The organism is Pseudomonas sp. JS425 (genome assembly GCF_018223845.1).
Classification (GTDB): Bacteria; Pseudomonadota; Gammaproteobacteria; order Pseudomonadales; family Pseudomonadaceae; genus Aquipseudomonas; species Aquipseudomonas asiatica.
Map to the genome: position 1 here is coordinate 1,142,154 of NZ_CP073661.1, position 23,677 is coordinate 1,165,830.

The window sequence follows — 23,677 nt, forward strand, 5'->3', positions numbered from 1 at the left end:
TTCCATGAGTGACATGACTGGCAAGATCAACCTGTTGGGCCTGACCCTGCAGGAAATGGAAAAATTCTTCGAGTCGATCGGAGAGAAGCGTTTTCGTGCCGGTCAGGTCATGAAATGGATTCACCACTATGGCGTCGACGATTTCGCCGCCATGACCAATGTCGGCAAGGCCTTGCGCGAAAAGCTCGAGGCCGTTGCCGAGATTCGGGGCCCGGAAGTGGTCAGTGAAGACATTTCCGCCGACGGTACCCGCAAGTGGGTGGTCCGCGTTGCCTCCGGCAGCTGCGTCGAGACCGTCTACATCCCCACCGACGATCGCGGCACCCTGTGCGTGTCGTCGCAAGCCGGCTGTGCCCTGGACTGCAGCTTCTGCTCCACCGGCAAGCAAGGCTTCAACAGCAACCTCACCGCCGCCGAAGTGATCGGCCAGGTGTGGCTTGCCAACAAATCCTTCGGGACCGTTCCGGCCAAGATCGACCGCGCCATTACCAACGTGGTCATGATGGGCATGGGCGAACCCCTGCTGAATTTCGACAATGTCATCGCCGCCATGAAGATCATGATGGAAGATCTGGGCTATGGCATTTCCAAGCGTCGCGTCACCCTGTCCACCTCGGGCGTGGTGCCGATGATCGACGAGCTGGCCAAGCACATCGACGTGTCGCTGGCCCTGTCGCTGCACGCACCGAACGACGAACTGCGCAACAAGTTGGTACCGATCAACAAGAAGTACCCGCTGAAGATGCTGCTGGAATCGTGCATGGGCTACATGTCCACCCTGGGTGGCAAGCGCGTGCTGACCATCGAGTACACCCTGCTCAAGGACGTCAACGACCAGCCTGAGCATGCTGCGCAAATGATCGAGCTGCTGCGCGACGTACCCTGCAAGATCAACCTGATCCCGTTCAACCCGTTCCCGCACTCGGGCTACGAGCGGCCGAGCAACAACGCCATTCGCCGCTTCCAGGATCTGTTGCACCATGGTGGCTTCAACGTCACCACCCGCACCACCCGTGGTGATGACATCGACGCTGCCTGTGGTCAGCTGGTCGGCCAGGTCAACGACCGCACCCGCCGCAGCGAGCGCTACATCGCTGTGCGCCAGCTGTCCGCGGACGCCGAGCTGCAAGACAGCCCCGTCAGCCACTGACCGGGACCTTGCCCATGAGCCTGCGCGCCGCGCTGTCGATCCTTGCGCTTTCGCTGCTGGCCGGCTGCGTGTCGGGCGGCGCGGGCGACCCCCTGGCCAGCCGCCAGGGCAGGGCAGAGGCGGGGCGGGCCTATGTGCAGCTTGGGCTGGGTTATTTGCAACAGGGTTTGACCGAGCAGGCCAAGGCGCCGCTTGGCAAGGCCCTGGCCCTGGATGCTGGTGATGCCGATGCGCACGCCGCCCTGGCGCTGGTCTTTCAGGCCGAAGGCGAGCCTGCGCTGGCCGAAACGCACTTCCGCAAGGCGCTGAAGGCACGTACCGGCGACACGCGAATTCGCAACAATTACGGCAGTTTCCTTTATGCTCAGGGCCGATTTGCCGAGGCCGAGCAGATGTTTCGCCTTGCCAGCGCCGATACCCTGTATCCTGAGCGCTCACGCGTTTACGAGAACCTGGGCCTGACCGCCCTGAAACTCGAGCGCCGCGACCAGGCGCATGCGTATCTGCTGAAAGCTCTGCAACTCAACCAGCGGCAGCCGAAAGCGTTGCTGGAAATGGCTGAGTTGTCCTACGAAAACAGGCATTATGTGCCGGCCCGGGACTACTACGATCGTTTCAGCCAGTTGAGCGACCACGATGCCCGTAGCCTGCTGCTGGGCAGCCGCCTTGCCAGGGTATTCGACGAGCAAGGCACACTGGCCGAGCTGGGCCAGCAATTACAACGACTTTATCCCGGTACGCCGGAATATCAGCAATACCTGTCGGAGCAACGATGAAAGCCGCGCATCCCGAAGTAGCAGTAGCGCCTGGCCAGAACCCCGGTGAGCTTTTGCGTCAGGCCCGTGAGAACCGGGACTGGTCACAAGCCGAGGTGGCCCGCAAGCTCAACCTCACTGTCAGTTCGTTGAACCACGTGGAAACCGGCGCCTTCGACAAGCTGCCGGGGCATACCTTCGCCCGTGGTTATATCCGCGCCTATGCCAAGCTGATGGACCTGGACCAGGCTGCCCTGGTGGACGCCTTCGACCGTTACACCGGCACCCACGCCAAAGGCAGCGACGTGCACTCGCTGGGCCGTATCGAAGAGCCCGTGCGCCTGTCGCACAACATTCTGCGTGGCGTCAGCCTGCTGCTGCTGGTGGCAGTGGTCGGCGGCGGCTTCGTCTGGTGGCAGGACCAGGGCAGCCTGCGTGGCAAGGAGCTGGCCAAGATTGCCCTGGAGCACGTCGAAGTCGAAAGCGCCGACGGCACCACCCAGATTCACCCGCTCGATGAGCCTGAAGACCAGGCTGTTTCCGCTGGCCAGCAGCCTGAGAGTGCGCCGCTGCCGCTTGAGCAGGGCGCAGCCGAGCAGCCTGCCACCGCCGTACCGGCACCGGCAAGCCCGGCACCTGCCGATACCGCTGCCGTAGTACCGACACCGGCCCAGCAGGCGCCTGTGCCAGCGATCGCCAGCGCACCTGCTGCCGCGCCTGCGCCGGTAGCACCGGTTGCCCCGGCCCCGGCGGCTGTTGCACCTGCTACGCCGGTAGCGGCCGTGGCCGCTGCCGCCCCTGCCGCAGTGCCAGCTGGCAGCGCCAAGGTTGCCATCCAGTTCGTCGCCGATTGCTGGACCCAGGTCACCGACGGCAACGGCAAGGTGCTGTTCAGCGCCATCAAGCGCAAGGGGGACAACCTCGAGCTGACCGGCAAGCCGCCGTTCTCGGTACGCCTGGGCTTTGCCCGTGGCGCCCAGGTCAGCTACAACGGCCAGGCCGTCGATGTTGCCCCGTTCACCAGTGGCGAGACCGCTCGCCTGAAGTTGGGACAGTAATCATGCACGGCGAATCTCCGATCAAACGTCGCGAATCCCGCAAAATCTGGGTCGGCAATGTACCGGTGGGTGGTGATGCCCCCATCGCGGTGCAGAGCATGACCAACACCGACACCAACGATGTGGCCGCCACCGTGGCGCAAATCCAGCGCCTGGTCGATGCCGGCGTGGACATCGTGCGCGTCTCGGTGCCGGACATGGACGCCGCCGAGGCGTTCGGCCGCATCAAGCAGCAGGTCAGCGTGCCGCTGGTTGCCGACATCCACTTCGACTACAAAATCGCCCTGCGCGTGGCCGAACTGGGCGTCGACTGCCTGCGCATCAACCCGGGCAACATCGGCCGTGAAGACCGTGTGCGCGCGGTAGTCGATGCCGCCCGCGACCGGGGCATCCCGATCCGTATCGGCGTCAACGCCGGCTCCCTGGAAAAGGACCTGCAGAAGAAGTATGGCGAACCGACCCCGGCGGCGCTGGTCGAGTCGGCCCTGCGCCATGTCGAGCACCTCGACCGCCTGGACTTCCAGGACTTCAAGGTCAGCGTCAAGGCATCCGATGTGTTCATGGCCGTCGAAGCCTACCGCCTGCTGGCCAAGCAGATCGTGCAGCCGCTGCATCTGGGCATCACCGAAGCCGGTGGCCTGCGTTCGGGGACGGTGAAATCCGCTGTCGGCCTCGGTATGCTGCTGGCCGAAGGCATTGGCGATACCATCCGTATCTCGCTGGCGGCCGACCCGGTCGAAGAAGTGAAAGTCGGCTACGACATCCTCAAGTCGCTGCACCTGCGCTCGCGTGGCATCAACTTCATCGCCTGCCCGAGCTGCTCGCGGCAGAACTTCGATGTGGTCAAGACCATGAACGAGCTGGAAGGGCGCCTGGAAGACCTGCTGGTGCCGCTGGACGTGGCGGTGATCGGTTGCGTGGTCAACGGCCCGGGCGAAGCCAAGGAGTCCCATGTGGGGCTGACCGGTGGCACGCCGAACCTGGTCTACATCGACGGCAAGCCGGCGCAGAAGCTGACCAACGACAACCTGGTCGATGAACTGGAAAAGCTCATCCGCCAGAAAGCGGCCGAAAAGGCCGAAGCCGACGCGGCGCTGATCGTCCGTGGCTGACACACAGAATTCGTAAGGACTTTTCGTGAGCAAATCGCTACAAGCCATCCGTGGCATGAACGACATCCTGCCAGAACAGTCGCCACTGTGGCGCTACTTCGAGGGCACCGTGGCCGGCCTGCTGGATACCTACGGGTACAGCCAGATCCGCACGCCGATCGTCGAGTTCACCGAGCTTTTCAAGCGCTCCATCGGTGAAGTGACCGACATCGTCGAAAAAGAGATGTACACCTTCGAGGACCGCAACGGCGACTCGCTGACCCTGCGCCCCGAAGGTACTGCCGCCTGCGTGCGTGCCGTACTCGAGCATGGCATCACCGGCAACGGCCAGGTGCAGAAACTGTGGTACATCGGCCAGATGTTCCGCCACGAGCGCCCGCAGAAGGGCCGCTACCGCCAGTTCCACCAGATTGGCGTGGAAGTGTTCAACCTGGATGGCCCGGACATCGACGCCGAGCTGATCATGTTGACCTGGCGCCTGTGGGGCCTGCTGGGTATCCAGGACGCGGTCAAGCTGGAGCTCAACAGCCTGGGCACCAGCGAAGCCCGTGCACGCTACCGTGATGCGTTGGTCGAGTTCCTCTCGGCGCGCCTGGAGCAACTGGACGAAGACAGCCAGCGCCGCCTGAAGAGCAACCCGCTGCGCATCCTCGACAGCAAGGACCAGAACACCCAGGCGGTGCTGGTCGGCGCGCCGAAGCTGGAAGACTACCTGGACGAAGAGTCGCGCGTGCACTTCGAGGGCCTCAAGGCCCGCCTGGACGCTGCCGGCATCCCGTTCGTGATCAACACCAAGCTGGTGCGTGGCCTGGACTACTACAGCAAGACTGTGTTCGAGTGGGTCACCGACAAGCTCGGCGCCCAGGGCACTGTCTGCGCCGGCGGCCGTTATGACGGCCTGGTCGAACAGATGGGCGGCAAGCCGACCTCGGGCGTCGGTTTCGCCATGGGCATCGAGCGCCTGATCCTGCTGCTGGAAACCCTGGGCAAGGTGCCCGAGTCCATCAGCCGCCAGATCGACGTCTACCTGTGCGCCTTTGGCGAACAGGCGGAGCTGGCCGGCCTGCGCCTGTCCGAAAGCCTGCGTGACCGCTTGCCGGGCCTGCGCCTGGCAGTCAACGCCGGCGGTGGCAGCTTCAAGAGCCAGTTCAAGAAAGCCGACAAGAGTGGCGCGCTGTTCGCCCTGATCCTCGGCGACGACGAGCTGGCCCAGCAAGAGATCGGCTTCAAGCCCCTGCGTGGTCAGGGCGAACAACAGAACATTGCCTGGGATGCTCTGGCTGAGCACCTGGAAACCGCGATCGCGCAGGCGTAACGCGGTTCAACAAGCAAATAGGCGAAAAGGAGTATTGGGGTGTCGAGTACCGATGATGAACTGGCAGGGGTCAAGGACTGGTGGAACCGCAACGGCAAGCCGCTGCTGACCGGTGCCCTGTTGGCTGGCGTAGTGGTGTTGGGCTGGAATACCTGGCACAAGTACCAGAACAATCAGTCGCAAGGTGCCTCGCAGCTGTACCAGGCCTTGCTGGAGACCAGCCTGACGCCGACTGGCCAGCCTGACGCGACCAAGGTCGCGGAACTGGCCGGCAAGCTCAAGAGCGAGTTCGGTGGTACCGCCTACGCCCAGTACGGCAGCCTGTTCGTTGCCAAGGTCGCGGTCGAGAGCGGCAAGCTCGACGACGCTGCTGCCGAGTTGAAGAGCGTGCTGGACAAGCCGGCCGATGCCACTCTGGGCGAGATTTCGCGTCAGCGCCTGGCTCGTGTGCTGGCCGCCCAGAACAAGGCCGAGGATGCCCTCAAGCTGCTCGACGGCGACGCCGACAAAGCCTTCCTGGCCAGCCGCGAAGAGTTGAAAGGTGACCTGCTGGTGCAACTGGGTCGCGCCGACGACGCGCACAGCGCTTACGAGAAAGCCAAGGCTGCGTTGTCCGATGAGGCGGCGGTCGGTGGCCTGCAATTGAAGCTGGATGACTTGGCCAAAGGGGACGCGTAAGTGATCGGTTGGAAACATGCAGCAGTGCTGACCCTGGCCGTACTGGCCGCAGGTTGCAGCAGCAACAGCAAGAAGGAACTGCCTCCGGCCGAGCTGACCAAGTTCACCGAGGAAGTGGTGCTGAAAAAGCAGTGGAGCCGTTCGATCGGTGACGGCCAGGGCGAGACCTACAACACCCTCGTACCTGCCATCGAGAACGACCGTATCTACGCCTCCGACGTCAACGGCGAAGTCTTCGCCCTCGACCGCATCACCGGCGACGTGGTATGGAAGAAGGACCTCGAGCTGCCGGTTTCCGGCGCTGTCGGCGTGGGCTACGGCCTGGTCATGATCGGTACCCTCAAGGGTGAAGTCATCGCCCTGGACTCCAGCACCGGTGAGGAGCGCTGGCGCTCCCGCGTGACCAGCGAAGTGCTGGCCCCGCCTGCCAACAACGGTGATGTGGTGGTGGTGCAGACCCAAGACGATCGCCTGATCGGCCTGGATGCTGCCACTGGCGACCGCCGCTGGATCTACGAAAACACCCCGGCCGTGCTGACCCTGCGTGGCACCGGCGCGCCGATCGCCACCAACCGCCTGGCCGTCGCCGGCCTGTCCACCGGCAAGGTGGTGGCGGTGGACATCAACAACGGCGTACCGGTGTGGGAAAGCCGTGTGGCAATCCCGCAGGGCCGTTCCGAGCTGGACCGCGTGGTCGATATCGACGGCGGCCTGCTGCTGTCGGGTGGTACCCTGTACGTCAGCACCTACCAGGGCCGCGTCGCGGGCCTGGACCTGGAAAGCGGCCGCGTGCTGTGGCAGCGTGATGCCTCCAGCTACGTGGGTGTCGCCCAAGGCTACGGTAACGTCTATGTCAGCGAAGCTTCCGGTACTGTCGAAAGCGTCGACGAGCGCTCGTCCAGCGCCCTGTGGACCAACGACACCATGGCTCGCCGCCAGCTGACCGCGCCTGAAGTGTTCTCCAGCTACGTGGCGGTGGGCGACTTCGAGGGTTACCTGCACCTGCTGAGCCAGGTCGATGGCCGCTTCGTCGGCCGTGAGCGTATCGACAGTGATGGCCTGCGTGCCCGCCCACTTGTGGTCGGCGACACCATCTACGTCTTCGGCAACAGCGGCAAGCTCGAGGCACTGACCATCCGCTGAAGCTATGCTTGAAGCCTTGGCGGGCTTCAAGCCGCGGCGTAGGACACGCCGCCCGAACTCCGGCCGCTGCCTTGCAGCGGCCTTTGCATTTTCAAGAATTCAAGAGTGGAGAGCCGAATGGTTCCCGTAATCGCCCTGGTGGGCCGCCCAAACGTCGGCAAATCCACCATGTTCAACCGCCTGACCAAGACCCGCGATGCCATCGTTGGTGACCTGTCGGGCCTGACCCGTGACCGCCAGTACGGTGATGCCACCTGGCAGGGTCGTTCCTTCATCCTGATCGACACCGGCGGTATCACCGGTGACGAAGTGGGCATGGACGAGAAAATGGCCGAGCAGTCGCTCATGGCCATCGAAGAAGCTGACTATGTGCTGTTCCTGGTCGATGCCCGTGCCGGCATGACCGCTGCCGACCAGATGATCGCCGAGCACCTACGCAAGCGGAACAAGGAAGCGATCCTGGTTGCCAACAAGATCGACAACATCGATGCCGATGTGGCACGCGCCGAGTTCTCGCCGCTGGGCATGGGCAACGCGATCCCGGTAGCCGGCTCCCAGGGCCGCGGCATCAATGCGCTGATGGAGGCCGTGCTCGGCCACCTGCCACGCGACCAGGTCGAGGAAGCGCTGGACGCCGAAGTCGCCGAAGGCGAGGAAGCGGTGCGCATCCCGGGCCCGAGCGAGAAGGATGGCATCAAGATCGCCATCATCGGCCGCCCCAACGTCGGCAAGTCGACGCTGGTCAACCGCATGCTCGGCGAAGAGCGCGTGGTGGTTTACGACCAGCCGGGCACCACCCGCGACAGTATCTACATCCCGTTCGAGCGCGATGACGAGAAGTACACCTTCATCGACACCGCCGGCGTGCGCAAGCGCGGCAAGATCCACGAGGAAGTCGAGAAGTTCTCGGTGGTGAAGACGCTGCAGGCGATCAAGGACGCCAACGTGGTGATTTTCGTCATGGACGCCCGCGAAGGCGTGGTGGATCACGACCTGAACCTGCTGGGCTTCGCCCTGGAAGCTGGCCGCGCCATCGTCATCGCCCTGAACAAGTGGGACGGCATGGAGCCGGGCGAGCGTGACTACGTGAAGACCGAGCTGGAGCGCCGGCTGTTCTTCGTCGATTTCGCCGACATCCACTTCATCTCCGCCCTGCACGGCACCGGCGTGGGCCACCTGTACAAGTCGGTGCAGGCCGCGTTCAAGTCGGCGGTAACCCGTTGGCCGACCAGCCGCCTGACGCAGATCCTCGAAGATGCCGTGAGCGAGCACCAGCCGCCGCTGGTCAACGGCCGCCGCATCAAGCTGCGCTATGCCCACCTTGGTGGTGCCAACCCACCGCTGATCGTGATCCACGGCAACCAGACCGACAAGATTCCGAAGTCGTACTCGCGTTACCTGGAAAACACCTACCGCCGTGTGCTGAAACTGGTCGGTACGCCGATCCGCATCGAGTACAAGGGCGGTGAGAACCCGTACGAGGGCAAGAAGAACACCCTCACCGACCGCCAGGTCAACAAGAAGCGCCGCCTGATGTCGCACCACAAGAAGGCCGAGAAGAAGCGCCGCGACAAGCGCTGATTCCGCGTCGACTTCTTCGCGGGTAAACCCGCTCCTACAGGACCCACAGTTTTCGAAATCTGTGCAGGACCTGTGGGAGCGGGTTTACCCGCGAAGAGGCCCTTTGATCCAGCGCAAATCCCCCTATTGTTTCAACCTTTTTCCTGACCGCTCGATCCGCTATGCTCGGACTCCACCCCGTGCCGGATACACCCCAGGAAAGAGGGCTCCATGATCCGCAGCAAACTGCCGAATGTCGGCACGACCATCTTCACCACCATGTCCCAGCTCGCCGTGCAGACGGGCGCGCTCAACCTGTCGCAAGGCTTCCCCGACTTCAATGGCCCGCAGGCGCTGCTCGATGCAGTCGGCCGGCATGTGGCCGCAGGGCATAACCAGTATTCTCCGATGACCGGCCTGCCGGCCCTGCGCCAGCAGGTGGCGGCCAAGGTCGCGCGGCTGTATGGCGCGCAGGTGGATGCCGACCGGGAAGTGACCATCACCCCTGGCGCCACCGAGGCGATCTTCTGCGCCATCCAGGCTGTGGTGCATGCCGGTGACGAGGTAATCGTCTTCGACCCTTGCTACGACAGCTACGAGCCGTCCGTGGAACTGGCTGGTGGGCGCTGCGTGCATGTACAGCTGAGCGATGGCGATTTCCGCATCGACTGGCAGAAGTTCAGCGATGCCCTCAGCCCGCGCACGCGCATGGTCATTCTCAATTCGCCGCACAACCCCAGCGGTGCGCTGATTACCCGTGAAGACCTGGACCAACTGGCGCGGCTTATCGCTGACCGCGATATCTACCTGGTCAGCGACGAGGTCTACGAGCACTTGGTCTATGACGGTGTACGCCATGCCAGCGTGTTGGCCCACGAGCAACTGTACCAGCGCGCCTTCGTGGTCAGCTCGTTCGGCAAGACTTATCACGTCACCGGCTGGAAGACCGGCTACGTGATCGCCCCGCCGGCGCTGAGTGCCGAGTTGCGCAAGGTACACCAGTACGTCAACTTCTGCGGGGTGACCCCGCTGCAGTGCGCCCTGGCCGATTTCATGGCCGAGCACCCCGAGCATATCGATGAACTGCCGGCCTTCTACCAGGCCAAGCGAGACTTGTTCTGCGGTTTGCTGGAGGGCTCGCGGTTCCGCTTCACCCGCACGGCGGGCACCTATTTCCAGCTGGTGGACTATTCGCAGATCCGCCCGGACCTGAACGATGTCGACATGTCGCTGTGGCTGACCCGTGAGCACGGCGTGGCGACCATCCCGGTGTCGGTGTTCTACCAGCAACCCATCCCCGAGCAACGCCTGGTCCGCCTGTGCTTTGCCAAACGAGAGGAGACGCTGCGTCAGGCAGCGGAAAAACTATGCGCGATCTGAGTACACTGCCGAATCTGAAAGTCGCCCTGGTGCAGACCACCCTGGCCTGGCACGACCGTGAGGCCAACTATGCGCACTTCGAAGAGCTGCTGGAGCAGGTGGGCGAAGTGGACCTGGTGATCCTGCCGGAAATGTTCACTACCGGTTTTTCCATGCAATCGGAAAGCCTGTGCGAGCCGGAAAACGGCCCGACCTACAAATGGCTGAAGGCCCAGGCGAAGAAGTACAACACGGTGATTACCGGCAGCGTGATCATCCAGGCCGCCGATGGCAGCCACCGCAACCGTCTGCTGTGGGCCCGACCGGATGGCGAGATCCTGCACTACGACAAGCGTCACCTGTTCCGCATGGCCGGTGAGCACAAGCATTACACCCCGGGTGAGCGCCAGGTGCAGTTCGAGCTCAAGGGCTGGCGGATTCGCCCGCTGATCTGCTACGACCTGCGTTTCCCGGTGTGGAGCCGCGATGCCCAGGACACCGACCTGTTGCTGTACACCGCCAACTGGCCGGCTGCGCGCCGCCAGCACTGGAACCGCCTGTTGCCGGCGCGGGGTATCGAGAACCTGTGCTATGTGGCGGCGGTGAACCGGGTGGGCACCGACGGCAAGGGCTTTGCCTATTCCGGCGACAGCCAGGTGCTGGATTTCCAGGGCGAGAGCCTGCTCAGTGCCGGCGAGGCCGACGGTGTTTTCACCGCTGTGTTGAGCGCGGCAGAGCTGGCGGCCTACCGGACCAAGTTCCCGGCCAACCTGGATGCCGATACCTTCGAGCTTCACTGACAGCTTGTACCGGCCTCTTCGCGGGTAAACCCGCTCCCACAGGTCCCCCACAGTGTTTGAATTCTGTGCAGTACCTGTAGGAGCGGGTTTACCCGCGAAGAGGCCTGTGCTGGTTACATCAGTTTCCGATCAGTACACATCCCGCCGATACCGCCCATCCTCGATCAGCTGTTGCACAACCGCTTCCCCGAGGATGCCGTTGAGCGCTGCATCCACCCCGGCAGCCATGCCTTGCAGGCTGCCGCAGACATACACACAGGCACCATCCGCGACCCAGCGCTTGAGCGTTTCAGCCTGCTGCAGCAACACATCCTGCACATACACCTTGTCGGCCTGATCCCGCGAAAATGCCAGGTCCAGGCGTGCCAGGTCGCCGTTGTCCAGCCAGCCTTGCAGCTCGTTGCCGCACAGCAGGTCATGCGCCCGGTTACGTTCGCCGAACAGCAGCCAGTTGCGCTGCTCGCCAGCATTCACCCGCGCGCGGAGCAGGCTGCGCAGGCCGGCCAGGCCGGTGCCATTGCCGATCAATACCAGCGGTGCAGTCGTTTCCGGCAGGTGGAAGCTGCTGTTGCGTCGCAAACGCAGGCTCAACATACCCCCAAGCGGCAGGTACTCGGTCAGCCAGCCGGAACCCAGGCCCAGGTTGCCATCGGCATGGCGTTCCTGGCGCACTATCAGCTCCAGCACACCATCGCTGGCGATCGAGGCAATCGAGTATTCGCGGCTGCCGATCGGCACCAGTGCGTCGACCAGCGCCTGCGGCTGCAAACCGACCAAGTGATCGCGACGGGTCGGCAACTGGCGACCGGACAGGGCCTGGGCGAGGGTTTCGGCCAAGCCATTCACTTGCACCTTGGCCCCGCCGTCCAGCGCCATGCCATCGAGGAAGGCGTCGATCCTCGGCTGGCCGTTGAGCGGCAGGATCTCCACCAGGTCGCCGGCTTCCCAGCTGGCGGGCTGCTCCGGTCGCAGGCCCAGCAGGTACACCGGCTGGCCCTGGCTGCCCGGGTTGAGCAGTTCGCGGCGCACCAGCGACCAGTTGCCGAAACTCGGCGGCTGCCAGGCGGCCACTGGCTGGGCGCCGGTCAGTTGCGCCAGTTCCTGCTGCCACTGCTGCAGCGCGGCCTGGTCGGCGTTGTCCACTTCCACCGGGCTGAATGCGCTGCTGGCCCCGCGCTCACCCAGCCATGCCTGCAGGCGGCGGGCGAAGCCGCAAAAGTGCGGATACTGGCGGTCACCGAGGGCGAGCAGGGCGTAGCTGAGGTTGTCCAGCGCCCAAGGCTGGCCGAGCACCTTGCGCTCGAAGGCGCGGGCGCTGTCGGGGGCTTCGCCGTCGCCGAAGGTGCTGACCACGAACAGCGCACGTCGGGCCTGGCGCAGGTCGCTTTCACCCAGTTCTGCCAGGGCGCGTACCTGCACTGGCAGGCCGGCAGCCTGAAGCTGCCCGGCGCTCTGCCAGGCCAGTTGTTCGGCAAGCCCGCTCTGGCTGGCAAAGCCGATCAGCCAGCTGTCGCCGCTGGCAGTGTTGCTGGTGACGTTGCCACGGGCGGCACGTACCTGGCGCTTCTTGCGACGGCGGTCGAGGTACAGCAGCCAGCCGGTGACGAAGAACAGCGGCATGGTCAGGCTGGCGATGGTGACGATGATGCGCCCCGGCAGGCCGAAGTATTCGCCCACGTGCAGGGCGTAGACGCTCTGGAGCAGCTGGGCCTTGAAGGACTTGTCGGTGTAGCGGTCATGTCTTTTCACCTGGCCGCTGGCCGGGTCCAGTACCAGGGTGTTGAAGGCACGTGGGTGGTCGGCGTTATCCAGCAGGTAGAACAGGTTGGCCGGCTGGCCGCCTACCGGTGGCAGGCGCAGGTTGTACATGGCCAGGCCCGGGCCGGCAGCGTCCTTGAGGTTGGCCCAGATCGCGTCGTAGTCGACCACCAGCGGCGGGGCGTTCTTGTCGATTTTCTGCGGCCCCGTGGCGGCCCCGGCCTTCGCCGCGCTTTTGCTGCTGGCCGGCGGCCGGCGTGTCGGCCAGCAGCTTGTTCAGGCCGTCGCGGTACCACTCGTAGGACCAGAACAGCCCGGTCAGGGCGAACAGCAGGTAGAACAGCAGGCACCAGGTGCCAGCCACCGCGTGCAGGTCCCAGTTGAAGGCGCGGCCTTTCTTGGCCCAGTCGAAGGTCAGCCAGGTGCGCCAGTCCAGCGCCTTGCGCGGCCAGCGCAGGTACAGGCCGGAGAGGCAGAAGAACACCAGCATCAGGGTGCAGGCACCGGTGATCTGCCGGCCGCTGTCGCCCATGGCCAGGAAGCGGTGCAGGTTGAGCATGAGGTTGAAGAAGCCTTGCCCGGCCACTTCTCCCTTGAGTTCGCCGGTGTACGGGTCGGCGTAGCGCAACTGGCCACGGCGCTCGCCTGGCGGTGGGGTAAAGAAGACGCGTGCGGCGTTGCCTTCGCGTACATCGACCCACAGCATCGCCACCTTGTCGTGCTGCTGGGCCTCGACCCGCTGGACCAGTTCGGCCGGGGGCAGCACGCCCTCCGGGCGCACCTGGACCTTCAGGACATCGGCATTCAGCGCGCGCAGCAGTTCGTCCTGAAACGAGTACAAAGCCCCGGTGATACCCATCAAGGCCAGCACCAGGCCAGCGGTGATGCCAAAGAACCAGTGCAATTGGAACAGCGTCTTCTTCACCACATGATCACCTTGTGTTTCTGCCGCACACTGCGCGGCGTGCATTATGCCTTGATACGCAAAAGCCCCGCTCACGGGAATGAACGGGGCAGGGTGGGCGAGTCAGTCAGGCTTGTGTTGTCTGTACCGGCCTCTTCGCGGGTGAACCCGCTCCCACAGAGATATCACTGGACCTGAGGCCAGTGGAGTACCTGTGGGAGCGGGTTCACCCGCGAAAGGGCCGGCACAGGCGCAGCCCATTCAACAGATCAACCCGATCCCGGCATCAGAAGTGGACGCTGGTGGTCAACAGAGCCGTCCGCCCCGCCGCCTGGTTGGCGAAGTGGGTAGAGAAGGCCTTGTCGTAGTACACCTCGTTGGTCAGGTTCTGCACGTTCAGCTGCAGGTCGATGTTCTTGGTCAGCTTGTAGGCGGCCATGGCGTCGTAGCGTACATAGCTGTCGACCATGGTGGTGTTGGCCACGCTGCCATACACGTCATCCACGTAGAAGGCACCGCCACCCACGGTCAGCTTCGGTGTAATGGAGTAGGTGGTCCACAAGCTGGCGCTGTTGTTCGGCGTGTTCGGCAGCTGGTTGCCGTCGTTGGCCTTGTTCACGGCACCACCGTCTATCTGGCGAGCTTCCATGTAGGTGTAGCCGGCAAATACCTGCCATTTTTCGGTGATCTTGCCGCTGGCAGACAGTTCGATGCCCTGTACGCGAGTTTCGCCGACGTTCTCGTAGGTAGTGGTGTCAACCTGGACGCGGGCGTTTTCCTTCTCGGTGCGGAACAGCGCTGCGGCCAGGGACAGGCGCTGGTCGAGCAGGTCCCACTTGGTGCCGATTTCGTAGTTGGTGGTTTCCTCCGGCTCCAGATCGCTGCTCAGCAAGTTGCCGGCGCGGTCGGTGGTGTTGCCCAGCGGGTTGCCTTCAGTACCTTCGCCCAGCATTGCTCCGGGTGGCGTTGCGGAGGTGGCGTAGGAAACGTAGATACTGCCATTCTCGGCCGGCTTCCATACAAGGCCCAGCTGGCCGGTAACGAACTCGCTTGTATCCTTGCCTTTGGAGACAACGCCCTTGCTGTTCACCACGGTGGCGCCTGTGGCGTCGTAGGTGCGGTACTGGGTGTCGAAGTGGTCGTAGCGCAGGCCCATGTTCAACAGCCACTCGGGCGTCAGTTCGAGTGTGTCAAAAACATAAATTGCGCGGGTGTTGCTCTTGGTATCGGTGCCCGCGTAGTTGCGTGCGATGCTGCCGTTCCACGGATCGTCCGGGTTCGGGTTGCTCAGTGAGGTGCAGTTGTAACCGCTGGTGGCGCCGATCATGCCTGGGGTGCAGTTGGTGTTGGCGGTGCCGCCCGGGACGGTGTCAGTATCGACGGTATAGCTCGAGCGCTTGCTCTCTTCTCGGCTCAGCTCGATACCGGTCGAGAAACTGTTCTTCATGCCACCCAGGTAGAACTCACCGAACAGGTCGGTCTGGTTGGTGGTGGTGGCAGTGTTGCCCACACGGGTATTGGCGCGGCGCCAGACGCTGCCGTTGTTGACGTTACCCTTGCTGTCGTCAGGCTGGGTCAGGATGTAGTCCTGCATGCTGTTGCCATGGCGCAGGGTGTTCTTGATGGTCAGCGAGTCGGTCAAGTCGTGCTCGATGGCAAAGGTGGCAATATCCACGCGGCTTTTGCGGAAGTCACGACCGGTCAGGCCATAGAAGTTGTCGCTGTCGCCGCCGTCGTACGGCTTGCTCGGGTGTGCCGAGGTGCGGGCAGTACTACCAGCGGTCGGGATGGTGTACGGAATGCCCGAATCCGGCAGGTCGTCGCTTTCCAGATGGTAGTAGTCGAGGTTCACGCGGGTCGGAGTACCCAGGCCGAAAGCCAGCGATGGGGCGATGCCCCAACGGTCGTAGTTGACCTTGTCGCGGCCGGCGACGTTGCTTTCGTGGGTCATCAGGTTCAGGCGCCCGGCAACGGAGTCGCTGAACTGGTAGTTACCATCGAAGGTATAGCGCTGGGTCTGGTCGCTGCCCCAGGTCCAGGCGCCGTCAAGCGAGTTGCCCAGGTGGGCGCGCTTGCTCACCAGGTTGATGCTGCCGCCGGCGGCGCCTCGGCCGCCGATGGCCGAGTTCGGGCCCTTGGCTACCTCTACCGATTCGATGGCGAAGATTTCGCGGGTTTGCGCACCAGTGTCGCGCACGCCGTCCAGGTAGGTGTCGCCCTGGGCGTCGAAGCCGCGGATGAACGGGCGGTCGCCTTGCGGGTTGCCGCCTTCGCCGGCACCAAAGGTGATGCCCGGTACAGTGCGCAGTGCATCCTGCAGCGTCAGGGCGTTGGTGTCCTTGATCACTTGCTGCGGGATCACGGTTATCGAGCGGGGGGTATCCACCAGCGGCGCGGTGTACTTCTGCGAGGATGCCTGGTCGACCTTGTAATCGGTGCTGGCCTGTTCAGCCTTGCCGTTGACGCTGGTGGCGTCGAGGGTGATAGCACTGCTGGCGACCGGGTCGGCGGCGTAGGCCGACGAAGCGCTGAGGGCTACGCCGATGGCAGACACGATCAGGCGTGGTGAACTCACTGCAGATGGTACGTACTGGCGCATTGCTAAGGACCTTCCCCAAGGTGGTAAGGCCGCGGATCTTAATGTAAGCAATTGTGACTCACAATTGAGATTCGTTACCATTCGTGAATAATTTACAATCTTTACAATTTGCCTTTACGGTTTCATCAAGCTGAAACGTCTTAAGCGGCAATTGGGGCTTGTGAAGCGCAAAAGGGAATCAATATCATTGGCGCATTACATTTTCCGACGGTGCTGTCGCCATGCTGCTTCACATCCCTGGCCTGTTTCACGCCGATGAACTGGCCCGTATCCGCGAGGCGCTGGAGCAGGCCGACTGGGCCGACGGCAAGATCACGGCCGGCTACCAGTCGGCCAAGGCCAAGCACAACCTGCAACTGCCGGAAGGCCACCCGCTGGCCAAGGAAATTGGCAGCGCGCTGATCGACCGCCTGTGGCAGAACCCGCGCTTCATGTCTGCAGCCTTGCCGCACAAGGTGTTCCCGCCGCTGATCAACTGCTATCGCGAAGGCGGCAGTTTCGGCTTCCACATCGACAACGCCCTGCGCCAGCCCAAGGGCAACCCGGAGCGGGTGCGTACCGACCTGTCTTCCACGCTGTTCCTCAGCGATCCGGACAGCTACGGCGGCGGCGAGCTGGTGATTCAGGACACCTATGGCGTGCAGCAGGTCAAGCTGCCCGCCGGTGACCTGGTGCTGTACCCCGGCACCAGCCTGCACAAGGTCAACCCGGTTACCCGTGGCCAGCGTTATGCCGCGTTCTTCTGGACCCAGAGCCTGGTGCGCGAGGACAGCCAGCGGGCGTTGCTCTTCGAGATGGACAATGCCATCCAGCAACTGACTGCCGATGTGCCGGACCATCCGTCACTGCTGCAGTTGACCGGCACCTACCACAATCTGCTGCGCCGCTGGGCCGAGGTCTGAGCCGTGTCCTATCAGTTGCGGCGTGAGGAAGTGGTGGATGTGGCCGGTTTGCGGGCCATGCTGGAAGAAAGCCCTGGCAAGGCCGCCCAGGCGATCCTGGCGGCGGCAGGGCAGGGCGCGGTCGAGGCACAGTTGCTGCTAGGGCAGATCCTGCTCGACGGGCGCGGCATTCAGGCGGATGCAGCCGTCGCCAGGCGCTGGTTCGGCATCGCCGCGCAGGGTGGCAGTGCCATGGCGCACAACATGCTGGGCCGTTGCCTGGAGCATGGCTGGGGCGGTGAGCCAAGCCAGACGCAGGCGGCCATTCACTATGCGCGTGCGGCCGATGCCGGGCTGGACTGGGGGCTGTACAACCTGGGCAACTTGCTGGCCACCGGGCGCGGCATACCGGCCAACCAGGCACAGGCGCTGATGTGCTACGAGAAGGCCGCGCACATGGGGCATGCCAAGTCGATGAACCTGTACGGGCGTTACCTGGAACAAGGCATCGCCACGGCGCCCAATCCGACACGGGCGGTGCGCTGGTATCGGCGCTCGGCCGAGGCGGGGGACTTTCGTGGCATGTTCAGCCTGGCGCTGGTGCTTGTCGAGCGGGGACAGGTGGCGGAAGCCGGGCCCTGGCTGGAGCGGGCGCGGGTCGAGGGGAACATGAATTTCCTGCGCAGTGCCTTGGTGACCCTGCAGGGGGCGGGGCCGGCGTTGATGGCCTTTGCCGGGAGCTATGCCCAGGAGCTTGAGCGGCGCGAAGCCTGATGTTGACTGGGCCGGCCCCTTCGCGGGCAAGCCCGCCCCCACAGGTACAGCGCCAGTTTTCAATGTAGCGCCGTCCCTGTAGGAGCGGGCTTGCCCGCGAAGAGGCCAGCACAGGAGTACACAAATGAAAACGGGGCCTTTCGGCCCCGTTTCGCATTACAGGTAGTAAGCCTTCAGCGGCGGGAAGCCGTTGAATTCCACTGCGCTGTAGCTGGTGGTGTAGGCGCCGGTCGACAGCCAGTACAGGCGGTCACCGATGGCCAGGTTCAGCGGCAGGCCGTACTTGTAGTGCTCGTACATGATGTCGGCGCTGTCGCAGGTCGGGCCGGCGATGACCACTTCTTCGGTCTCGCCTTTCTTCTCGGTCCAGATCGGGAACTTGATGGACTCGTCCATGGTTTCGATCAGGCCGGAGAACTTGCCCACGTCGGTGTAGATCCAGCGCTCGACGGCAGTGCGCGACTTGCGTGCAACCAGTACCACTTCGCTGACCAGGATACCGGCGTTGGCAATCAGCGAACGGCCCGGCTCGAGGATGATTTCCGGCAGGTCGTCACCGAAGTCTTCCTTCAGGAAGCGGATGATCTCTTCGGCGTAGGTTTCCAGGCTGTTGGTCCGGGTGATGTAGTTGGCCGGGAAGCCGCCACCCATGTTGATCAGCTTCAGCTCGATGCCGTCTTCTTCCTTCAGGCGCTCGAAGATCACCTTGACCTTGGCGATGGCGGCGTCCCACACGCTGATGTCGCGCTGTTGCGAGCCGACATGGAAGGAAATGCCGTAAGGCACCAGACCCAGGTCGCGGGCGAGAATCAGCAGGTCCATGGCCATGTCGGTCTGGCAGCCGAATTTACGCGACAGCGGCCAGTCGGCAGTGGTCGAGCCTTCGGTGAGAATACGCACGTACACCTTCGAACCCGGTGCGGCCTTGGCGATGTTGCGCAGGTCGGCTTCCGAGTCGGTGGCATACAGGCGCACGCCCTTCTCGTAGAAGTAGCGGATGTCCTTGGACTTCTTGATGGTGTTGCCGTAGCTGATACGGTCGGCGCTGACGCCGCGGCCCAGCACCTTGTCCAGCTCGTAGATCGAGGCGATGTCGAAGCTCGAACCTTTCTCTTTGAGCAGGTCGATGATTTCCACGGCTGGGTTGGCCTTGACCGCGTAGTACACCTTGGCGAATTCGAAACCAGCGCGCAGGTCGTCGTAGGCCTGGCTGATCATCTGGGTATCGATGAGTACGAAAGGGGTTTCCTGCTTGTCGGCAAACGCCTTCATTTTCTGGAAGGTGTCACGCGCGAAATAGTCTTCGACCTGGATCGACATGCTCAGGGACTCCATGGGCAAACTGAAAATTTAAGTGGCTGCAAACTGAACGTCCTCCGTATCCCCACTTTGGTTCGCCTACTCAGTACTTGAGCCGGATGGATCGTTTCCAGCATGGACGTTCGGCGCGCACTTTAGGGCGTGAAGAATGCAGAATCAACAGGCAATCCGGGCGTGATCGACGCGGATCGACGACCTGCCATTTGAATAACCGACCCATGTGACCGGCTGATGTTCCCCGGAGTGTTTCAAGCGTAAAAAATAGTGGAATGGAACGCGTTGGCTCCTTCGCGGGCACGCCCGCTCCCACAGGCATCTCGCGGTTCCTATGGGAGCGGGCGTGCCCGTGAAGGGGCCTCAGGTGTTCATATTTATGGCCACATTTCCCTGGCACTGCCGTGCATGAAAAAGACGATAAATTTTTTGTTACCGACTGGCGGAATTGCCGTCCTTGATGAGAAACATTACTATTCGCACCCTTGTCTGCCTCCCTGATGACCCCGACCGTGTCCGGACCCAAAGGCTTCCTCGACCACTACCATGAGCTGATCGGCACCTGGACGCGCAAGTTGCGCAGTCGACAGCAGGCCGAGGACCTCACCCACGATGCCTTTGTCCGGGTACTGGAAAACCCGCGCGAGCAGGTCGAGCAGCCACGCGCCTACCTGCACCAGACCGCACGCAATATTGCCGTGGATGGCTTCCGTCGCGAGGACCGCCGCCATGCACTGGAGCTGGCCGACAGTGTCGAGCGGGCGTTGGCCGAACTGCCGCTCAATTGCCGGCAGGTGTTCATCTGGCAGAAGCTCGAAGGCCTGACCCAGGCCGAGATCGCCGAGCGCATGGGTTTGAGCAAGAACATGGTCGAAAAGTATATGATCCGCACGCTCCGGCATCTGCGCGAGCACCTGGATGTGTCGGCATGATGAGTCAGGAGACCTTTTCGATGAAACAGCACGGTACCGATACCGTCCGCGAGCAGGCGGCCGCGTGGTTCGCCCGGGTGCAGGATGCACCTCGCGATGCCGGGCTGCAGGCGCAGCTGCACGCCTGGCTGGAAGGCGATGCGCGACACCGTGAAGAGTACCAGCAGCTCGCCCGCCTGTGGCAGGCCGCCGAGTTCATCCCGCGCCAGCGCCTGGAAGCGCTGTGCCAGCCGGCACCGGTACGCCAGTTGCCACGTCGGCGCTTCGTGCGCCAGGCCTTGGCCGCCAGCGTGGCCGCACTGGCGTTGGGCTTGGGCTGGGGCGGCTGGCACTACCAGCAACTGAATCACCAGGGCAGCTTGCAGACCGCCTTCAACGAACGCCGCCAGGTCGAACTGCCGGATGGATCGCACCTTGAGCTCAACGGCAGCACGCAAGTGCAGGTCGCTTTCAGCGCCGGCCAGCGGCATGTCCGGCTGATGGCGGGTGAGGTGATGTTCACCGTCGCCCACGACAGTGGCAGGCCGTTCGTGGTCGACACCGCCCAGGGCAGCGTGACTGTCACCGGTACCCGTTTCGACGTCCGCCTGGACCCGGCCAGCACCCGCGTGGCGGTGGAGCAGGGCTCGGTGCGTGTGCAGGGCAAAGGCGCCTCGCTGGCGCAGCTCACGGCGGGCCAGGGCTCGCATATAGATGCACAAGGCCAGGTGGCCGCGCCCTATGCGGTGAATACCGGCGCCCTGACTGCCTGGCGCCAAGGCAGGCTGGTGTTCGATAACGCCACCCTGGCCGAGGTGGTGGCCGAAGCCTCGCGTTACCGCAGCCAGCCGCTGCGGGTCGCCCCCGGCAAAGTCGCGCAGCTGCGGCTGTCCAGCACCTTCAGCACCGATGACACCGACGCACTGCTGCGTGCCTTGCCGAGCATCCTGCCAGTGGCCATCAAGGCCCATGAAGATGGCTCGCGCGAAATAATCGCGAAATAGATTCAGGTTTTTTTCCGCTCGTTCGTCTTCCCCGCCAGCTGCAACTGCCAAGCATTTCCATTTGCATGCGGTTGGCGTTTATTCCGTATTCCAGGAAGTTTCGACGACGTGAACAACAACAATCCCTTCCCACGCTTCCGCGCCCTGGCGCTGGCCCTTGCGGTCAGCGCCGTGGCCGTCAACAGCCAGGCCGCAGACGCCACTATTCAGATTCAGGCCCAATCCTTGGCATCGGCGCTGAACCAACTGGGCCAGCAGACCAACCTGCAGCTGTTCTTCAACCCCGAACTGGTGGCCGGCAAGCAGGCCCCGGCGGTGTCCGGCCAGCTGGCGCCCGAGCAGGCGCTGCAGCAGTTGTTGCAAGGCAGCGGCCTGACCTACGAGATGTCCCAGGGCACCGTGGTGGTCAAGCCGGCCCAGGCCGATGGCACCCTCACCACCGGTAGCCTGGAGCTGGCACCCACCGACGTCAAGGTGGTGGGTGACTGGCTGGGCGATGCCCAGCAGAGCGTGGTGCAGAACCACCCCGGCGCGCGTACCGTGGTACGCCGCGAGGCGATGCTGGAAAAGGGCGCAATGAACGTGCGTGACGTGCTGCGCGGCATTCCGGGCGTTCAGGTGCAGGACTCCAACGGTACCGGCGGCAGCGACCTGTCGCTGAACGTGGGCGTTCGCGGCCTGACTTCGCGCCTGTCGCCACGCTCCACGGTGCTGATCGACGGCATTCCGGCGGCCTTCGCCCCCTATGGCCAGCCGCAACTGTCGATGGCGCCGATTTCCTCGGGCAACCTCGACAGCATCGACGTGGTGCGTGGCGCCGGTTCCGTGCGTTATGGCCCGCAGAACGTCGGTGGGGTGATCAACTTCGTTACCCGGGCAATCCCCGAGAAGCCCTCGGCCGAGCTGTCCACCACCCTGGAAACCTCCCAGCATGGCGGCTGGAAGCACACCGAGTCGGCCTTCGTCGGCGGTACGGCGGACAACGGCATGGGCGTGGCGCTGCTGTACACCGGGGTGAATGGCAACGGCTACCGTGAAAGCAACAATGGCAACGACATCGACGATGTCATCCTCAAGACCCACTGGGCACCGACCGACGTTGACGAGTTCTGGCTCAACTTCCACTACTACGACGGCCGTGCCGACATGCCTGGTGGCCTGACCCAGGCGCAGTACGACAGCAACCCGTACCAGTCGCTGCGCGACTACGACTACTTCGCCGGCCGGCGCAAGGACGTGTCGTTCAAGTGGCAGCGGCAGCTCGACGACGCCACCCAGTTCGAAGTGCTGACCTACTACACCGACAGCTTCCGCGGCAGCTCCATTGCCTCGCGCGACATGAAGACCCTGTCGTCGTACCCGCGCAACTACCACACCTTTGCCATCGAACCACGGCTGTCGCGGATCTTCTTCGCCGGCCCGACCACCCAGGAAGTCAGCGTGGGCTACCGCTACCTGAAGGAAGCGATGCGTGAGCAGTCGACCCGCCTGGCGCTGATCGACAACGTGCCGACGCCCGCCCCGGGCTCCGACGGCCATGTGTTCCAGGACCGCAGCGGTGGTACCGAGGCCAGTGCCTACTACATCGACGACAAGATCGACGTGGGTAACTGGACCATCACCCCAGGTATCCGCTTCGAGCATATCAACACCGACTGGCGCGATCGCCCGGTGCTCGGTGCCAACGGCCAGCCGGTGCCGGAGAAGAAACGCAGCATCACCAGCAACGAGCCGCTGCCGGCGCTGAGCGTGATGTACCACATCTCCGATGCGTGGAAGGTGTTCGCCAACTACGAGACCTCGTTCGGTAGCCTGCAGTACTTCCAGCTGGGCCAGGGTGGTACTGGCAACAGCACGGCCAATGGCCTGGAGCCGGAAAAGGCCAAGACCTACGAAATCGGTACCCGCTATGACAATGGCGGCTTTGCCGGTGAGCTGACGGCGTTCTACATCGACTTCGATGACGAACTGCAGTACATCAGCAACGATGTGGGCTGGACCAACCTCGGTGCGACCAAGCACCAGGGTATCGAGGCCTCGGTGCGCTATGACCTGGACGGGCTGGACCCGCGCCTGGAAGGCCTGTCGGTGAGCGGTGGCTATACCTATACCCGCGCTACTTATGAAGGGGACATTCCTGGCTTCGAGGGCCGTGACCTGCCGTTCTATTCACGCCAGGTGGCCACTGCCGGCGTGCGTTACGCGGTCAATCACTGGACCTGGAACCTGGATGCCTACGCCCAATCCAAGCAGCGCGCGCCGGGTACCGGGATCAATGCCGATGGCAGCTTCAACGGCGACTACATCACCGAGCCGAGTGCGGACGGGCAGTTTGGCGATATTCCGGGTTATGTGACCTGGCATGCCCGTGGCGGGTATGAGTTCGGGCCCCAGATGTCCAACCTGAAGCTGGCGGCGGGGGTGAAGAACTTGTTCGACAAGCAGTACTTCACTCGCTCCAGCGACAACAATGCCGGCATCTATGTGGGTGAGCCGCGGACCTTTTACGTGCAGGCCAGTGTAGGGTTCTGACATCGCGTCGCCTGCTTCGCGGGTGAACCCGCTCCCACAGGTACCGCGCAGGTCTTTAGCCTTGCACCGA

At 63.5% G+C, this 23,677-nt stretch carries 17 protein-coding genes and 1 pseudogene; 15 read left to right on the forward strand and 3 right to left on the reverse strand.

All coding sequences use genetic code 11. The features are described 5' to 3' along the window. Positions 1 to 4 precede the first annotated feature (4 nt). The 10 genes from rlmN to KDB76_RS05290 all read left to right on the forward strand — a co-directional run bounded on the left by rlmN (position 5) and on the right by KDB76_RS05290 (position 10,930). Positions 5 to 1,150 (forward strand): 23S rRNA (adenine(2503)-C(2))-methyltransferase RlmN, encoded by a 1,146-nt coding sequence (gene rlmN / locus KDB76_RS05245; protein WP_038408723.1) that lies wholly within the window; start codon positions 5 to 7, stop codon positions 1,148 to 1,150. A 14-nt stretch (positions 1,151 to 1,164) separates the two neighbouring features. Next, complete coding sequence (gene pilW, locus KDB76_RS05250; protein WP_038408725.1) at positions 1,165 to 1,926, forward strand: type IV pilus biogenesis/stability protein PilW; 762 nt, start codon at positions 1,165 to 1,167, stop codon at positions 1,924 to 1,926. Then, entirely contained in the window at positions 1,923 to 2,963 is a 1,041-nt protein-coding gene (locus tag KDB76_RS05255; RefSeq protein WP_013971024.1) for a RodZ family helix-turn-helix domain-containing protein, read from the forward strand. The genes pilW and KDB76_RS05255 overlap by 4 nt, the downstream gene beginning before the upstream one ends. Before the next feature lie 2 nt (positions 2,964 to 2,965). Then, positions 2,966 to 4,075 carry a flavodoxin-dependent (E)-4-hydroxy-3-methylbut-2-enyl-diphosphate synthase gene (ispG, locus tag KDB76_RS05260; protein ID WP_038408727.1) on the forward strand — a complete coding sequence of 370 codons (1,110 nt, stop codon included), beginning with the start codon at positions 2,966 to 2,968 and terminating at the stop codon, positions 4,073 to 4,075. Between the two features lie 25 nt (positions 4,076 to 4,100). Then, positions 4,101 to 5,390 carry a histidine--tRNA ligase gene (gene hisS, locus KDB76_RS05265; RefSeq protein ID WP_024086304.1) on the forward strand — a complete coding sequence of 430 codons (1,290 nt, stop codon included), beginning with the start codon at positions 4,101 to 4,103 and terminating at the stop codon, positions 5,388 to 5,390. Between the two features lie 39 nt (positions 5,391 to 5,429). Next, positions 5,430 to 6,068 carry a tetratricopeptide repeat protein gene (locus tag KDB76_RS05270; RefSeq protein WP_013971027.1) on the forward strand — a complete coding sequence of 213 codons (639 nt, stop codon included), beginning with the start codon at positions 5,430 to 5,432 and terminating at the stop codon, positions 6,066 to 6,068. Next, positions 6,069 to 7,211, forward strand: coding sequence for an outer membrane protein assembly factor BamB (gene bamB / locus KDB76_RS05275; protein WP_013971028.1), 1,143 nt, complete (start codon positions 6,069 to 6,071; stop codon positions 7,209 to 7,211). A gap of 117 nt (positions 7,212 to 7,328) precedes the next feature. After that, positions 7,329 to 8,792 (forward strand): ribosome biogenesis GTPase Der, encoded by a 1,464-nt coding sequence (gene der, locus KDB76_RS05280; protein ID WP_013971029.1) that lies wholly within the window; start codon positions 7,329 to 7,331, stop codon positions 8,790 to 8,792. Positions 8,793 to 9,002: 210 nt separating this feature from the next. Then, on the forward strand, positions 9,003 to 10,151 hold the full coding sequence (locus KDB76_RS05285; RefSeq protein ID WP_024086305.1) for a pyridoxal phosphate-dependent aminotransferase: 1,149 nt from the start codon (positions 9,003 to 9,005) through the stop codon (positions 10,149 to 10,151). Then, positions 10,139 to 10,930: an amidohydrolase gene (locus tag KDB76_RS05290; protein WP_024086306.1), complete on the forward strand. Its 792-nt coding sequence runs from the start codon at positions 10,139 to 10,141 to the stop codon at positions 10,928 to 10,930. Before KDB76_RS05285 ends, KDB76_RS05290 begins: the two co-directional genes overlap by 13 nt. A gap of 129 nt (positions 10,931 to 11,059) precedes the next feature. On the opposite strand, the pseudogene KDB76_RS05295 reads toward KDB76_RS05290, so the two are convergent. Then, a pseudogene (locus KDB76_RS05295) lies at positions 11,060 to 13,616 on the reverse strand (sulfite reductase flavoprotein subunit alpha). A 262-nt stretch (positions 13,617 to 13,878) separates the two neighbouring features. Next, a complete protein-coding gene (locus KDB76_RS05300) occupies positions 13,879 to 16,191 on the reverse strand; it encodes a TonB-dependent siderophore receptor (RefSeq protein ID WP_024086308.1) in 2,313 nt (770 codons plus the stop codon). A gap of 221 nt (positions 16,192 to 16,412) precedes the next feature. On the opposite strand from KDB76_RS05300, the gene KDB76_RS05305 reads away from it, so the two are divergent. Together KDB76_RS05305 and KDB76_RS05310 are read left to right on the forward strand one after the other, a co-directional pair. Next, entirely contained in the window at positions 16,413 to 17,093 is a 681-nt protein-coding gene (locus tag KDB76_RS05305) for a Fe2+-dependent dioxygenase (protein WP_024086309.1), read from the forward strand. A 3-nt stretch (positions 17,094 to 17,096) separates the two neighbouring features. Beyond that, the gene (locus KDB76_RS05310; RefSeq protein ID WP_024086310.1) at positions 17,097 to 17,846 is read left to right on the forward strand and encodes a tetratricopeptide repeat protein; all 750 of its coding nucleotides are present in this window, start codon (positions 17,097 to 17,099) and stop codon (positions 17,844 to 17,846) included. A 156-nt stretch (positions 17,847 to 18,002) separates the two neighbouring features. Here the strand turns inward: KDB76_RS05310 and KDB76_RS05315 are convergent, their stop codons facing one another. Continuing rightward, positions 18,003 to 19,166, reverse strand: coding sequence for a type III PLP-dependent enzyme (locus KDB76_RS05315; protein ID WP_015269027.1), 1,164 nt, complete (start codon positions 19,164 to 19,166; stop codon positions 18,003 to 18,005). Positions 19,167 to 19,660: 494 nt separating this feature from the next. Between KDB76_RS05315 and KDB76_RS05320 the strand changes: the two genes are divergently transcribed. From KDB76_RS05320 to KDB76_RS05330, 3 genes are all read left to right on the forward strand, one after another. Further along, positions 19,661 to 20,092, forward strand: a complete 432-nt coding sequence (locus KDB76_RS05320) for a sigma-70 family RNA polymerase sigma factor (protein ID WP_024086311.1) — start codon at positions 19,661 to 19,663, stop codon at positions 20,090 to 20,092. 20 nt (positions 20,093 to 20,112) lie between these two features. Next, positions 20,113 to 21,075, forward strand: a complete 963-nt coding sequence (locus tag KDB76_RS05325) for a FecR family protein (RefSeq protein ID WP_024086312.1) — start codon at positions 20,113 to 20,115, stop codon at positions 21,073 to 21,075. Positions 21,076 to 21,183: 108 nt separating this feature from the next. Continuing rightward, positions 21,184 to 23,607 (forward strand): TonB-dependent siderophore receptor, encoded by a 2,424-nt coding sequence (locus tag KDB76_RS05330; protein ID WP_024086313.1) that lies wholly within the window; start codon positions 21,184 to 21,186, stop codon positions 23,605 to 23,607. The last annotated feature ends 70 nt before the right edge of the window (positions 23,608 to 23,677 follow it).

Excerpts from the sequence above, each read along its gene's own strand:
- KDB76_RS05320 (WP_024086311.1), top strand. The coding sequence starts at position 19,661 with ATGACCCCGACCGTGTCCGGACCCAAAGGCTTCCTCGACCACTACCAT.
- ispG (WP_038408727.1), top strand. The coding sequence starts at position 2,966 with ATGCACGGCGAATCTCCGATCAAACGTCGCGAATCCCGCAAAATCTGG.
- der (WP_013971029.1), top strand. The coding sequence starts at position 7,329 with ATGGTTCCCGTAATCGCCCTGGTGGGCCGCCCAAACGTCGGCAAATCC.
- rlmN (WP_038408723.1), top strand. The coding sequence starts at position 5 with ATGAGTGACATGACTGGCAAGATCAACCTGTTGGGCCTGACCCTGCAG.
- KDB76_RS05305 (WP_024086309.1), top strand. The coding sequence starts at position 16,413 with ATGCTGCTTCACATCCCTGGCCTGTTTCACGCCGATGAACTGGCCCGT.
- KDB76_RS05315 (WP_015269027.1), bottom strand. The coding sequence starts at position 19,166 with ATGTCGATCCAGGTCGAAGACTATTTCGCGCGTGACACCTTCCAGAAA.
- KDB76_RS05290 (WP_024086306.1), top strand. The coding sequence starts at position 10,139 with ATGCGCGATCTGAGTACACTGCCGAATCTGAAAGTCGCCCTGGTGCAG.
- KDB76_RS05285 (WP_024086305.1), top strand. The coding sequence starts at position 9,003 with ATGATCCGCAGCAAACTGCCGAATGTCGGCACGACCATCTTCACCACC.
- KDB76_RS05255 (WP_013971024.1), top strand. The coding sequence starts at position 1,923 with ATGAAAGCCGCGCATCCCGAAGTAGCAGTAGCGCCTGGCCAGAACCCC.
- KDB76_RS05300 (WP_024086308.1), bottom strand. The coding sequence starts at position 16,191 with ATGCGCCAGTACGTACCATCTGCAGTGAGTTCACCACGCCTGATCGTG.
- KDB76_RS05325 (WP_024086312.1), top strand. The coding sequence starts at position 20,113 with ATGAAACAGCACGGTACCGATACCGTCCGCGAGCAGGCGGCCGCGTGG.
- pilW (WP_038408725.1), top strand. The coding sequence starts at position 1,165 with ATGAGCCTGCGCGCCGCGCTGTCGATCCTTGCGCTTTCGCTGCTGGCC.